Origin of the sequence: Streptomyces sp. NPDC058231 (assembly GCF_042882275.1) — a bacterium.
Lineage (GTDB): Bacteria > Actinomycetota > Actinomycetes > Streptomycetales > Streptomycetaceae > Streptomyces.
On sequence record NZ_JBHVWN010000054.1, the window covers coordinates 40,148 to 53,231 of the forward strand.

General features: G+C 71.1%; 9 protein-coding genes and 2 pseudogenes. 6 read left to right on the top strand and 5 right to left on the bottom strand.

The window, feature by feature from the left end; translation table 11 throughout:
* Nucleotides 1-31: 31 nt before the first annotated feature.
* Entirely contained in the window at nucleotides 32-3,022 is a 2,991-nt protein-coding gene (locus ACFVXE_RS28575; RefSeq protein ID WP_389675411.1) for a bifunctional [glutamine synthetase] adenylyltransferase/[glutamine synthetase]-adenylyl-L-tyrosine phosphorylase, read from the bottom strand.
* Between the two features lie 138 nt (nucleotides 3,023-3,160).
* Between ACFVXE_RS28575 and ACFVXE_RS28580 the strand changes: the two genes are divergently transcribed.
* On the top strand, nucleotides 3,161-3,676 hold the full coding sequence (locus ACFVXE_RS28580) for a pyridoxamine 5'-phosphate oxidase family protein (protein ID WP_389675413.1): 516 nt from the start codon (nucleotides 3,161-3,163) through the stop codon (nucleotides 3,674-3,676).
* 79 nt (nucleotides 3,677-3,755) lie between these two features.
* Here ACFVXE_RS28580 and ACFVXE_RS28585 read toward each other — a convergent pair whose 3' ends face one another.
* From ACFVXE_RS28585 to ACFVXE_RS28595, 3 genes and pseudogenes are all read right to left on the bottom strand, one after another.
* A complete protein-coding gene (locus tag ACFVXE_RS28585; protein ID WP_389675415.1) occupies nucleotides 3,756-4,568 on the bottom strand; it encodes a putative protein N(5)-glutamine methyltransferase in 813 nt (270 codons plus the stop codon).
* 259 nt (nucleotides 4,569-4,827) lie between these two features.
* Nucleotides 4,828-8,580, bottom strand: coding sequence for a S8 family serine peptidase (locus ACFVXE_RS28590; protein WP_389675417.1), 3,753 nt, complete (start codon nucleotides 8,578-8,580; stop codon nucleotides 4,828-4,830).
* Nucleotides 8,581-8,984: 404 nt separating this feature from the next.
* Nucleotides 8,985-9,065, bottom strand: a pseudogene (locus ACFVXE_RS28595) (glutamine synthetase); the annotation flags it as partial.
* 659 nt (nucleotides 9,066-9,724) lie between these two features.
* On the opposite strand from ACFVXE_RS28595, the gene ACFVXE_RS28600 reads away from it, so the two are divergent.
* The 4 genes from ACFVXE_RS28600 to ACFVXE_RS28615 all read left to right on the top strand — a co-directional run bounded on the left by ACFVXE_RS28600 (nucleotide 9,725) and on the right by ACFVXE_RS28615 (nucleotide 12,581).
* Entirely contained in the window at nucleotides 9,725-10,309 is a 585-nt protein-coding gene (locus ACFVXE_RS28600; RefSeq protein WP_389675419.1) for an HAAS signaling domain-containing protein, read from the top strand.
* A gap of 523 nt (nucleotides 10,310-10,832) precedes the next feature.
* Nucleotides 10,833-11,411, top strand: a complete 579-nt coding sequence (locus tag ACFVXE_RS28605; protein WP_389675421.1) for an RNA polymerase sigma factor — start codon at nucleotides 10,833-10,835, stop codon at nucleotides 11,409-11,411.
* Entirely contained in the window at nucleotides 11,408-12,076 is a 669-nt protein-coding gene (locus ACFVXE_RS28610; RefSeq protein ID WP_389675423.1) for a hypothetical protein, read from the top strand. Before ACFVXE_RS28605 ends, ACFVXE_RS28610 begins: the two co-directional genes overlap by 4 nt.
* A gap of 115 nt (nucleotides 12,077-12,191) precedes the next feature.
* Nucleotides 12,192-12,581 (top strand): hypothetical protein, encoded by a 390-nt coding sequence (locus ACFVXE_RS28615; RefSeq protein WP_389675425.1) that lies wholly within the window; start codon nucleotides 12,192-12,194, stop codon nucleotides 12,579-12,581.
* A 19-nt stretch (nucleotides 12,582-12,600) separates the two neighbouring features.
* Here the strand turns inward: ACFVXE_RS28615 and ACFVXE_RS28620 are convergent.
* Nucleotides 12,601-12,867 (bottom strand): annotated as a pseudogene (locus ACFVXE_RS28620) (IS630 family transposase); the annotation flags it as partial.
* Between ACFVXE_RS28620 and ACFVXE_RS28625 the strand changes: the two are divergent.
* Entirely contained in the window at nucleotides 12,845-12,958 is a 114-nt protein-coding gene (locus ACFVXE_RS28625) for a DUF6959 family protein (protein WP_389675431.1), read from the top strand. The pseudogene ACFVXE_RS28620 and the gene ACFVXE_RS28625 overlap by 23 nt on opposite strands.
* Nucleotides 12,959-13,084 lie beyond the last annotated feature (126 nt).

Genomic DNA, 13,084 nt, shown 5'->3' on the forward strand with positions numbered 1-13,084 from the left:
CGGGAGCCGGGGCCGGAACCCGGTGGGTCCCTCACGCCCCGTAGAACCGCTCCTCCACCACCGCCCGCGCCCGCCGCGTGATCCGCCGGTAGTCGTCCAGCATGTCGCCCACGTGCCCCGGCTCGTACCCCAGGTACCGGCCGACCGCCGTCAGTTCGCGCGGCCCCGAGGGGAACGTGTCCCCGGGGCGACCGCGTACCAGCATCACCGCGTTGCGGACCCGGGTCGCCAGCACCCATGCCTCGTCCAGCGTCTGCGCGTCCTCGCCCGGGATCAGGCCCGCCGAACAGGCCGCGGCCAGCGCCTCCCGGGTACGGGTCGTGCGCAGCCCCGGCTCCGCCCAGCCGTGCTGCATCTGCATCAGCTGAACCGTCCACTCGACGTCGCTCAGCCCGCCCCGCCCCAGCTTGGTGTGGAGCGTCGGGTCGGCGCCGCGCGGCAGCCGTTCGGACTCCATACGGGCCTTGAGGCGGCGGATCTCGCGGACCGCGTCCTCCCCCAGCCCCTCCATCGGGTAGCGCAGCGGATCGATCAGATCGGTGAACTCGCGGCCGAGGTCCGCGTCGCCCGCCATCGGTTCGGCGCGCAGCAGGGCCTGGCTCTCCCAGACCAGCGACCAGCGCCGGTAGTACGCCTCGTAGGACTTCAGCGTACGGACCAGCGGTCCGCTCTTGCCCTCCGGCCGCAGATCCGCGTCGATGATCAGCGGCGGGTCGGCGGTGGGCAGCTGCAGCAGCCTGCGCATCTCGGCGACGACCGTGTTGGCGGCCTGCGCCGCCTCCTGCTCGTCGACGCCCTCGCGCGGCGCGTGCACGAAGAGGACGTCGGCGTCGGATCCGTAACCGAGCTCATGGCCGCCGAAGCGGCCCATGCCGATGACGGCGAACCGGGTGGGGAGGGTGTCGCCCCACCGCTCGCGTACCGCGGCCCGCAGCGCGCCCGCGACCGTGACCGCGTTGAGGTCGGTGACCGCGTTGCCGACCCGGTCGACGAGGGCGCCCGGGTCGGGCTCCGCGGGGTTCTCCTCCGTCCCGTACGAGCCGATGATGTCCGCCGCCGTCGTACGGAACAGTTCGCGCCGCCGGACGGCGCGGACCACCGCGACCGCGGACTCGGCGCCCTCCGCCCGCCCCACCGCGGCCAGCACCTCCTGCTGCAGGTGGTTCCGGGTGCGCGGCTTCAGTCCCTGCGGGTCACCGAGGATCGCCACCGCCTCCGGAGCGCGCAGCAGCAGGTCGGGGGCGAGCCGGCCGGCGGACAGCACCCGGGCGAGATTCTCCGCGGCCGCGCCCTCGTCGCGCAGCAGCCGCAGGTACCAGGGGGTCTTCCCGAGCGCGTCGGAGACCTGACGGAAGCCGAGGAGCCCGGCGTCCGGGTCGGCGGAGTCCGCGAACCAGCCGAGCAGCACCGGCAGCAGGGTGCGCTGGATCGCGGCCTTGCGGGACACCCCGGACGACAGCGCCTCCAGATGGCGGAGCGCGGCGGCCGGGTCGGCGTATCCGAGCGCTTCGAGCCGTACCCCGGCGGCCTTCGCGCTGAGCCGGGTCTCGCCGGGGGCCAGCTGGGCGACGGCGTCCAGCAGAGGCCGGTAGAACAGCTTCTCGTGCAGCCGCCGCACCACGGAGGCGTGCCGCCGCCATGCCTGGTTGAGCTCGGCGATGGGGTCCGTACGCATCCCCAGGGAGCGTCCCAGCCGCCGCAGATCCGGCTCGTCCTCGGGTACCAGGTGGGTGCGGCGCAGCCGGTAGAGCTGGATGCGGTGCTCCATGGCGCGCAGGAACCGGTAAGCGTCGTCGAAATGCGCGGCGTCCACCCGCCCGACGTAGCCGCCCGCGGCCAGCGCCCGCAGTGCGTCCAGCGTCGAGCCGCTGTGCAGGGCCGCGTCGCTGCGGCCGTGGACGAGCTGGAGCAGCTGGACGGCGAATTCGACGTCCCGCAGCCCGCCGGGGCCCAGCTTGATCTCGCGGTCGACGCGGTCGGCGGGGATGTTGTCGACGACGCGGCGGCGCATCTTCTGTACGTCGCCGACGAAGTTCTCCCGGTCCGCGGCCTGCCACACCAGGGGGGAGACCGCGTCGACGTACTCCGCGCCCAGCTCCGGGTCGCCGGCCACCGGCCGGGCCTTGAGCAGGGCCTGGAACTCCCAGGTCTTGGCCCAGCGCTGGTAGTACGCGAGGTGCGAGGAGAGCGTCCGCACCAGCGGTCCGTTGCGGCCCTCCGGCCGGAGATTGGCGTCGACCGGCCAGATGGTGCCCTCGACCGTGGTCTCCGAGCAGATCCGCATCATGTGCGCGGCCAGCCTGGTGGCGGCCTGGACCGCCTTGCTCTCCTCCGCGCCGTCGACCGGCTCCGCCACGAAGATGACGTCGACGTCGGAGACGTAGTTCAGTTCGTGTCCGCCGCACTTGCCCATCGCGATCACCGCGAGCCGGCACAGGGCGGCGTCGGCGGGTGCGGCCGTACGGGCGATGGCGAGCGCCGCACGCAGGGTCGCGGTCGCCAGGTCGGCGAGTTCGGCGGCGGTCTGGGCGACGTCCGTCGTGCCGCACACGTCACGGGCCGCTATGGCCAGCAGGCACCGGCGGTAGGCGACGCGCAGCGAGTCCGGGTCGTGGGCCTCGGCGAGCTCGTGCTCGAACTCGGCCACGCCCGGGTGCAGATCGGTGGCCTCGTACGTGACGAGGGCCTGCCAGTGACGGGGGTGCCGGGCCAGGTGGTCACCGAGCGCCTCGGAAGCGCCGAGCACCCCCAGCAGCCGGTCCCGCAGCGGTTTGGCGGTGACGAGGGTGTCCAGCAGGATCTGCCGCTCGTCGGCGTCCTCCGCCTCCACCAGCCGGACGAGTCCGCGCAGCGCCAGATCGGGGTCGGCGGTCGCCCCGAGCGCCTCGAGGAGCACCGGATCGGCGCGCACGGACGAAAGACCGGGCAGATCGAGCAGCCGCTCGGCAGCGGAGGGATCGGTGAAGCCGTGCCGCAGCAGTCGGGTGAACGTACTGCCTCTGCGCCCCGGCACCGTCGTCATTCCGTGCTCTCCTGCTCGCCGCCCGATCCCTGTCCCAGCATTCCGAGCCTAGCCCCGCGCCGATGAATTCGGAGCGGGTGCGCGGTCCGCACTTGGCAGGCACGATCGCTTTCAGGACGCGTACAGGAGGACGGCACCATGTCCGGACACGGACCTCTCGCCGAGTTGCACCCCGACTACAGCGACAGGAGCGCGACGGCCCTGCCGTGGGCGCGGGCGGTGGACGTGCTGACCCGGGCGGAGGTGTTCTGGCTGTCGACGGTCCGGCCGGACGGCCGGCCGCATGTCACCCCGCTGATCGGGCTCTGGTCGGACGGTGCGTTGCACTTCTGCACCGGTCCGCTGGAGCGCAAGGCCCGGAACCTGGCGAAGAACCCCGAGGTCGTGGTGACGACCGGCGACAACGCACTGTCGCGCGGGCTCGACGTGGTGGTCGAGGGACGGGCCGTTCCGGTGACGGACGAGGCCCGGCTGGTCAGGCTGGCGGAACTCTGGGAGGCGAAATACGGCGCGGACTGGCACTTCGAGGTCCACGCCGGCGCGTTCACGAACGTGGCGGGCGACCGGGCGGAGGTGTTCGAGGTGGCTCCGCGCAAGGCGTTCGGCTTCGGCAAGGGCGAGCCGTTCAGCCAGACCCGCTGGCTCTTCGGCTGAGCCTCCGTCGCCGCCGGACGTGACCGCGTCCGGCGGCACTCGGCGCGCGGGAGCAGCGGCACGGCTCCCCGCGCCACGGTCACCTGTCGTTCCCGGGTCCGGGCTTCGTGCCGATGACGACGGTGGCGTACAGCTCGTCGGAGGTGACCACCCGCGGAACCAGGCCGCTCCGGGCGACCGTCTCCTCCGCCCCGGCGGCCTGGCGTTCACTCGTCTCGACCAGCAGGTGCCCGCCCGGCGCCAGCCACCGGGGAGCCTCGGCGGTCACCCTGCGCAGCACGTCGAGACCGTCACCGCCCCCGTCGAGCGCGACCCGCGGCTCGTGGACCCGGGCCTCGGCGGGGAGCAGTTCGACGTCCTCGCTGGGCACGTACGGCACGTTGGCGAGCAGGATCTCGACGCGGCCGCGCAACGACCCGGGCAGCGGCTCGAAAAGGTCGCCCTCGTACACCTCCCCCGCACCGGCGACGTTGCGGCGCGCACACCGCACCGCGGCGGGTTCGACGTCGCAGGCGTGCAGTTCGACGCGGCCGAGGGACGCGGCGAGCGCGGTACCCAGCGCACCGGTACCGCAGCACAGATCGACGGCCAGCACCGGTCCGTCCGTGCCGCGGACCAGGCCGACGGCCTGGTCGACGAGGAACTCGGTCCGGCGGCGGGGGACGAAGACACCGGGGTCCACGGCGATCCGCAGACCACGGAACTCGGCCCAGCCGAGGACGTGTTCCAGCGGGTGTCCGGCCGCCCGCCGCTCGACCATGGCGGCGGTCTCGGCCGGATCCGCGGCCGTGGAGAGGATCAACTCCGCCTCGTCCTCGGCGAATACACAGCCGGCGGCGCGAAGTCTGCTGACGATGGCGGGATGAGACAGTGATGCCGGGTTGAGCGACATGGAGCGGAGCCTTTCGGAATGCCGATGGGTGCTCCGCGGTCGCCTATGCCGGTCCGGCCACGCAATCGCGAGAGGTGAGCACCCAGCCTGATGCAGCGGTAATGGGTCTCACCTCCTCGGTATGTCCCCCTGCTGGGGTCGGCAACACTACCCGATGCGCACGCGGTGCGTCCCCTGCCTTTTCGGCACGGAACGGCGCCGCCTCCCCCGGTTCCGGGGGAGGCGGCGCCGCCGTGTGCGGGTCCTGCTCAGGCTCCGGTCACTTGACGCTCAGCGCGTCGGTGATCACCTGGGTCACCGCACCGCCCTGGTCGTCACGGACGGAGGCGCGCAGCGAGACGGTCTGCGCACCGCGCGGAACCGAGAGGCTGCCCGTCCACGAGGTGCCCTTCCTGGCGAGGTCCACCGAGGTCCAGGTCTTCCCCTGGTCGTAAGAGACGGCCAGCGCACCGGTGTTGATCGTCCCGGTGTCCGAGGCGCCCTTGATGTACTCGGCGTCGATGCCGATCGGGAGTCGCTTGCCGGCCTTGACCGTGCCGTCGAGCGCGGTGTCCACGTCGAAACCGAGGTTGATCATCGGCAGGTAGGTGTACCGGTCATCGGGCGTCTCGGCGGACCTGACCTCCCACGCCGAGTGGCCCTTGACGCCGGTGCCCCACACCTTCGGGTCCAAGGTGGTGTCGGTCACGACCTTGAAGGTGTGCTCGCCCGGGTCCACGTCCCACAGGTTGACCCCGGAACTGGTCATCTTCCCGGTGCTCACGCCGTCGACGAGGACTTCGGTGGTCTGGGTCAGCGAGTCGTCGCTCCACACGTCGCCGAAGCCCGTGTGGTCCGGCCCTGAGTCGCCCCAGCCCGGGGTGTTGAAGGCGAGGCTGTTGCCGGCACGGGTCTGGCCCCAGCCGAGACCGGTGCCGAGCCACGGGTGCAGGACGGGCTTGAACCAGTTGAGCTTCGTGTGCTTGCCGCCCGGGTAGGTGACCAGTCCGCCGCGCTGCTCCAGGGAGTAGCCGGGACCGGCGGTGAGCGACTCGTGCCACCTCAGGCCCTTGCCGGTGCTCACGTAGTCGGTGCGCTTGCCCGGGTAGGAGATCTGCTCGGGGAAGCCGAACCCGATCGGGAAGGTGTCGGTGATCGAGTAGCGGAACTCCCCGCCGGGCAGCTGCTTCGGCGCGTAGTACGTCGTGTCGACGACGCCGAGGTCCTTGGCGCCGGTGGCGATGGTCAGGTCCTTCGCCGGGATCGCGCCGGGGTGCCCCTCCGACAGGTCGTACACGTACGGCGTGTAGGGGGTACCGGTGAGCTGGAGCTTCTGGCCCTTGGCGGCGGCCTTCGCGAGCTTGGCGCCGTCCGCCGCGTTCACGGTCGCGACGGGGATCTCACGGTCCGTGTAGTCGGCGGTGCCGAACCAGGCCATGAGCCGGCCCCGGTCGTCGTCGGTCACGAAGAGGGCGACGGCCCCCGCGTCGACCGCGTGCTGCGCGAGCTCGGTCGAGTCGATGGTCTTGTCGGCGTGCACGAGGACGGCCTTGCCCTTGACGTCCTTGCCCTCGTACGCGGACGGGGCACCGTTGCCGGCGTCGAACAGCCCTGTCCTGAGCGTGCCGTCCAAGCGGCTCGAGCCGCTCTGGACGGTGGCCTCGCCGATCTCGGTGCTGCCGGCCTTCGCGGCGAGCAGCGGCTTGCCCAGGCGCCACACCGTGCGGTATTCGAAGCTGCCGCTCGCGGGCTTTGCGGTCGGCGCGGCGAAGATGCTGTCGTAGGTCAGCGGGACCTGGGCGACGGCGCTGTACTCCGAGCCGTTCGCCGAGCGGTCCGCCTCCATGAGGAGCTGGCGGGTCTCGGTGCGCTTGGCGACCTTCGCGCTGATCTCGCGCAGGGTCCGGCCGTCGAGGGTGATCTCGCGGTCGCGGTCCAGCTTAATCTCGGGGTCGGCCAGGTAGCCGAGGCCCAGCGAGTCCTCGCCGTGGCTGCCGCGCACGTCGAGGAAGGTGCTGACGGCGTACGAGCCGGGCTTGAGGCGCAGTTCCAGCGTGCCGGACTCACCGACCGCGGCGGGGAAGATGTCCCCGCCCGCGGCCAGGGTCTGCACGACGAGCGACGCGGGCACCCCGGCGCCGTCCCGGTCCTTGACGTGCACCGTCAGGTTGTACCGCTCCTCCTCCTTGACCAGCCCGAAGACGGTGTGGGCGACGGCCTTCCCGTCGGCCTCGGCAAGGATCTGCCCGGAGGTGTTGCCGACCGGGGCCTTCGCGCCGTCCCCGGTGACGGTGGTCTGCGCGGTGCCGTGCGCCGGAACGGTGAGGGTCGAGTCGGCCAGCGTCACGACGCCGTCGGCGGCGCCGCTCGCGGAGAGCTTCAACGTGACGGGCGCGTCGGAGGAGTTGGTGTAGGTCACGGTCTGCGTGACGGGCTTGTTGCCCTCGTACGGCCAGCCGTAGAAGCCCAGGTCGGCGCTGCCGGTCGCGGTGACCTTCGCGTCGATCGCGTCCGGCACGCTGACCCGGCCGGAGCCGAGGGTGTACGCGGAGGCGTCCAGCTCCTTCGAGGTGGACATGAGCGCGTCCTTGAGCTCCCGCCAGCCCCAGTCGGGGTGCTGCTGGGCGAGGAGCGCGGCGACGCCCGCGACATGCGGGGTGGCCATCGACGTACCGCTCATGGTCTGGTACGCGCCTTCGCCCTCGACGAGCGAGGAGCGGGCGGCCAGGATGTCCACGCCGGGCGCCGAGACGTCGGGCTTGAGGGCGTTGTCGCCCAGCCGGGGGCCGGCGCTGGTGAAGTAGGCGGCCTGGTCGGCGGAGTCCACGGCGCCGACGGTGAGCGCGTCGTCGGCGGCGCCGGGCGAGCCGATCGAGGTGGGGGTGCCGGTGTTGCCGGCGGCGATGACGAAGAGGGCGCCGGTCTCCTCGGAGAGGGTGTTGACGGCCTGGGCCATCGGGTCGGTGCCGTCGCTGGCCTCCTGCGAACCGAGGCTCATCGAGACGACCTTGGCGTCGATGTCCTTCGCCGCCCACTCCATCCCGGCGATGATCTGCGACTCGGAGCCGGAGCCCTCGTTGCTCAGCACCTTGCCCACGGCGAGGTCGGCGTCGGGGGCGACGCCCTTCTCCTTGCCGTCCGAGGCGGCGCCGCTGCCGCCCACGGTGGAGGCGGTGTGGGTGCCGTGGCCGTTGGCGTCGGCGACCTCCTCGCCCTCGATGAAGCTCTTGGAGGCGGAGACCCTGCCCTGGAGATCGGGGTGGTCGGCGTCGATCCCGGTGTCCAGGACCGCCACCTTCACGCCCTTGCCGGTGAGTCCGGCCTCCCACGCCTCGGGGGTGCCTATCTGTGCGTTGGACTCGGCCATGTCGGCGGTGACCCTGCCGTCCAGCCAGACCTTCGCGATCCCGTCGGTGAATGCGGCCTTCTCCGGCAGCGCGGACCGGGAACGTGCGGTCCCCGCGGCGCCGTCGGTCACGGAGGACCAGAAGCTGCCGGGCTTCGCGGCCCGTACCGCCATGCCGTCCACGCTGGGCAGGGAGCGGACCTCGGCGGTGCCGGGCGGGGTGCTCGCGGCGCTCCTCGCCCTGGCCCCGTAGGTGACGATGAGCGGCAGCCCCTCGGTGGCCTGCCGGCCGGACCCGCCCCGCGCGTCGGCGAGGCCCTGCGCGAGGAGTTCGGTGATGTCGAAGAGCCTGGGGTCGAGCACCTTGGCGTCGAGATAGGGCTGCGCCTCGGCCGGCACCACGTTGATGTGCCCGTTCACGACGTCGGTGCGGACCGCTCCGGTCGCACCCGCGGCCCGGTCGACGGAGACCGCCTTCTTGCCCGAACCGAGCGTGGTGACAGTCACCTTGTCACCGGTGACGAGCGTGACGGTCCGCGCGGCGGAGACCGCAGCGGAGCCGGCCGCCGCCGCACGGGGCTGCCCGGCCGCGTCGGCCGCGTGGACGAGCTGTCCGCCCGGGAGCAGGACGAGCGCGAGCCCGGCGGGCAGCAGGCTCGCCCTTCGCCATACGGGTGCTCTGGTCATGAAAGCCCTCTCTTCGTCAGCCGGTCGGGGGTACCGGTGTGCTGCGAAGAGTCTGGGGCGGCGGTGTTGCCCGTGAGTTGCACGGTGCTGGCGGGAAGCTGCCATGGCACCTTCCCGCCAGCACCGGCGCGGGGTGCATCCCCGCACGGTCCGGACGATCGGGAACATGACGCGCGGCGTTCCCGGCGCGCCTGACCGGAACGGCGGGGCGGTGCGGGGCCACGGCTCGGTGCCCCGGGCCGGTCATCGACGGAACCGGCGGGCGGGCGCCGGGACTTGACCGGCAAGGGCGGAGCTGCGGATCGGCGCCGGACGGCCCGGGCCGCCGAAACGGCTTCGGGCCGACGGTACGAAACCGTCTGCCCGAAGCCGCCTGCGTTCGCTCGAAGAGCGCTGAACTGCGGTTACAGCACCGGCAGCAGCGCCTTCAGCTCGAAGGCCGTGACCTCGCTGAGGTACTCCTCCCACTCCTGCTTCTTGTTGCGCGGAAGTTGCGGGGGCTGGCAGCACCCTCGGCCGATCTCTATAGCAGCAGCGTGGAGCGCAGTTGAAGGGGTCGTCGATGGTCACCGCCGGCTGCCTTCCGACGGCCCAGAGACGGCCCGGTAAGGGTGCGACGACTCGGCCCACCGCGACGGGATTGAGCACCGCCTTAGGAGTTCGATCCGAGCCCGCTCCAGCTGCTGCCCTCGACTGGTGTGACGGCCGGACAGAGACGCTGGTGTACGCCTCCGTCCGGCGTCGTTGATGTCAGCTGTGGATGTCAGAAGCCTTCCGATCCGTAGCTCTATGCGGATGGGTCAGCACCGGCCGCAGTGGACGCTTTCAAGGCGCCGAAGGACCCTGCTGGGCGGTGACGGTTGCTGTACTTCCGTGCTGTACCAGGCGCGGGAGCTACCCCGCTCGTTCAAGGGTCAAGTCGCTGCGAGTGGGATCGGCTCGTCGTATGACTGCCAGTTGGGGGTAGGAGTCAAGGAAGCGGCGGATCCTTTCGAGCGCGGCAGTCCTGGGCGCGCCGATCTCGTCGAAGTCGAACCTCGTAAACTGAGCCCCTCGCCGCCCTTTGGCCAGGATTTCGCGACACCGTCGATCACGTCCTCGCGCCGATCACCGGGCATCGGCGCGATCTCGGAAGGGCACACCCATGAAGACGGACAGCACCTTCGTCCAGGACTACCTCGCGGCCGTCGAACGCGAGAGCACGGCGCTGCCTCCGGCCGTGCGCCAAGAACTCATAGCCGACCTCGGCGAGCACATCCAGGTCGCGCTCGCCGAACGGCCCGGCAGCATCCGCGAGATCCTCCATGAAATGGGCGAACCGCGCACGATCGTCGCCACAGCACTCCAGGAGCTCGGCCACAGCCCTGACACGCGCGTCGACGAGCCCCGCCGGCCCCGATCCCCGGCATGGCTGTCGATACTGTTCCTGCTGCTCAGCGGCGGTGTCCTGCCTATCATTTCGGGGGTCGTTCTCCTTTCCTTCCTTTCCGTGGTCCTGCAGATAATCGCCGTCGTGATGGTGTGCCGCTCCCGTCACTGGAAGGTGAATCAGAAGTGGATCGGGCTCGCGCTGACCGTTATCGTCCCTGGCGCCACGCACATCATCTGGAACCTCGGAATCCCTGCAGACATCCCTGCACGCGACGCGTGGCGCTGGGCCCTCATCGCCCTGACGTTCGCCTCAACTGTGTTTGGCTGCGGGTGGCTCTGGCGAGCCAAGCGCCTCTGAGCGTCCCGCACCTGTGCGGGGCGCCCATCGTGCGTGCGACGGGTCGTCAGGTAGGTGAACTTCCGCTTGACTGGGGGCAAGTGGAAGGCCGGTTCCGCCAGAGGGGCTGAGGCCGGTGCAGGGCGACGGGTGACGTGTCGTTGATCTTGGGCAGGAGCACGACCGGCGCCCAGTTGGTCATCGCGCTGCACACGTCGCCCCGGCGCGGGTAGCACGCAGGCGACTATGGAAGCGGGCCGTCGCGGCCCCCGGGTGGCCGGTCCGAGTGCGGAGGGGGCCGTACGTGTCAAGGCGGTCTTCCCACGGGCCCCGGGAAGCCCGTCGGCATGGTGGGCGTCGGCAGGCCACGGGAGTGGTCACGTCGGTTCCGCAGGCTCACCCTCAACCCTCCATGGCTGGGCAGGCATGTCTGTGTGCAGGGGCGAAGGACGGCCGGCGGACTGCGGATGTAACGCTTTCGGGCGCCTTGGACTAGTACCGGGTGTAAGGCATCGCACCTTTGACCTGTCTTGAGGAGCCTTCCGTGCCAGCGGAGCATCCGACAGCACCACCCACGCGGGACCCGGCCGGGTTCGCCACGTTCTACGAGCAGCAGTTCGACGCTGTGCTCGGGTTCGTCACCCGGCGCGTCGACAACGCACACCTGGCCGCCGACCTGACGGCGGACATCTTCGTGGCTGCCCTGGAGGGCGCGCACACCTACGACGCCCGGCGCGGCGCACCCATCGCATGGCTCTACGGAATATCCCGCAGCGTCATTTATGCCCACTTCCACGGCACCGCCCGCGAGCAGCAGGCGGTCGCCCGGATCTGCGGGCGGCGGCTGCTGGACGACGAGGACGTCAGCGCCATCGAGGCGCGGATCGACGCGGACCGGGCCGCCCGACAGTTCGCGTCCGCCCACGCCGCGCTCTCCGACCCGCTGCGCGAGGTGCTCGACCTGGTCGCCCTGGACGGGCTCACGAGCCGCGAGGCGGCTCAGGCGCTGAGTATCAGCTCGGCCACCGCTCGCGTACGACTGCATCGCGCCCGCAAAGCCCTGCGCACCGCCGGCCAGACCCACGCCGCCACCCACGACACCCTTCTGGAGGCCGCCCAGTGAACGCCCCCGCGCACTTCAAGGAGCAGCTCGCCGACGAGCTGAACGCCCACGCGACATCTCTGTCCGCCCCCGCAGGCCACCGGGCTCTGCTCCGGCTCCGCACGCCGCGTCGCCGGGTGGCCCTCACCGTGGGCGTCGCCGCGGCAGCCGCCGCTGTGGCTGTCGCCCTCCCGCTGGCGTCCGGGTCGCCGAGCGCGCAGCAGGCCGCGCCCGCACCGCACAGCACCGCGAGCACCGGCCTCGGCACATCGGCCGAGCAGACACCGCAGAGCACTCCGAACACCCCGAGCACCAGCCTGAACATCGTCAACGCCGACTACGCCGTGCAGTCCAAGCCGGGCGGCATGGTCTCCGTGCAGCTGTTCAATGTGAAGGGCATCCCCGGCCTGCAGGCCGCGCTGGACAAGGCCGGTATCCCCGCGAAGGTGATGGTGCCCTCGGCCTCCTGCCATACCACCGGCCACACCGACAACAGCCCGCATGGCAGCCTGTTGAAGGTGATGCCGCCGTCCGGCTTCCACCGCAACGGGGTCCGCGACATCAAACCCAGTGCTATGCAGACCGGGGACCACCTGCTGTTCATCGTGGACACGGAGAGCAGCCCGCTGAAGGCGCTGGCCATCACGCTGGTGCACCAGGTGCCCAGCTGCATCCCGGCCAACTAGTGCTGTGACCGCGAAGGTTCACCGGGTCCGGGCGGTCAGGGTGAGCTCCGAGTTGGGATGGTCTGGTCAGCGGTATGGGGAGCCTGTCGTGCCCCGGCTCTGCGACGATTGCTGAGTGAGCAAGCAAGAGTGGGACACATTGACCGAGTCCGAAGAAGCCTTCATGGTCAATTCCTATGAGATTGACATCCTGGCTGGTGTCTGGGGCGATCTCGACGAAGCCGACCAGTCTCGACCGGTCAACGAGCTGGCGGGAATCTTGCTCGCTCTCATCGATCGTGGGTGGATCGAGGTCCACCGACTCACGCCGTGGACCTCCCCCGCCGGGGAAAGCGGGTTCCAGCCCGGCGAGCTGGTGCCTCGTGATCAGCTTCCGGCGATTCTCGAAGACGCGGCCAACTGGGAGTATCCCGAAGACGGGAACTGGATTGGCGCGTTGACCCTGGTCGAGACCGAGGCGGGAAAGAAGATCACTCGTCTTTCTCCCGAGGAGTTGGCCGAGTAGGCCGTCGTGGCGGGAAGCCTCAGGCCGCGGCCAACGGTCGGCCGCCCCAGCGGAGGCCCTTCTCGCTGCGGATGCGGGCTCGGTTGCGGCGTTGGGCGGCCAGGAGGTCGGGGTGGCGGGCGTTGGCATTGCGCCAGCGCAGATGGCGGTGCAGCGCGCGGGTCTGAACGGTGTGGTTGGGGTGGTTCGAGTTGGCCGGGGTGAACTGCCGCAGCGGCCCGAAGTGCGCCTCGATCGGATTGGCCCAGGAGGCGTTCGTCGGGGTGAAGCACAGCTCGACTCGAGAGGCCGCCGGCCTTCTCCTGGACGGCCTCGACGCGCTGCTCGCGCGCTACACCGCTGCGCTGGAAGCGCACGAGATCCCTCGACCGTACTGACTTCGCGACGAGGCCTCTGGTGCAGTCATGCGAACGGGCACGCTGCTACACGTCGCGGAGGACGTCACGCAGCGCGTCAGCTTGGAGATCGAGTGCCCGACGCATTGCGTAGCCCGTGTGCGCAGT

Bases quoted from the DNA above. Each gene is read 5' to 3' on its own strand.
- ACFVXE_RS28580 (WP_389675413.1), top strand. From the start codon at position 3,161: ATGTCCGGACACGGACCTCTCGCCGAGTTGCACCCCGACTACAGCGAC.
- ACFVXE_RS28575 (WP_389675411.1), bottom strand. From the start codon at position 3,022: ATGACGACGGTGCCGGGGCGCAGAGGCAGTACGTTCACCCGACTGCTG.
- ACFVXE_RS28585 (WP_389675415.1), bottom strand. From the start codon at position 4,568: ATGTCGCTCAACCCGGCATCACTGTCTCATCCCGCCATCGTCAGCAGA.
- ACFVXE_RS28590 (WP_389675417.1), bottom strand. From the start codon at position 8,580: ATGACCAGAGCACCCGTATGGCGAAGGGCGAGCCTGCTGCCCGCCGGG.
- ACFVXE_RS28600 (WP_389675419.1), top strand. From the start codon at position 9,725: ATGAAGACGGACAGCACCTTCGTCCAGGACTACCTCGCGGCCGTCGAA.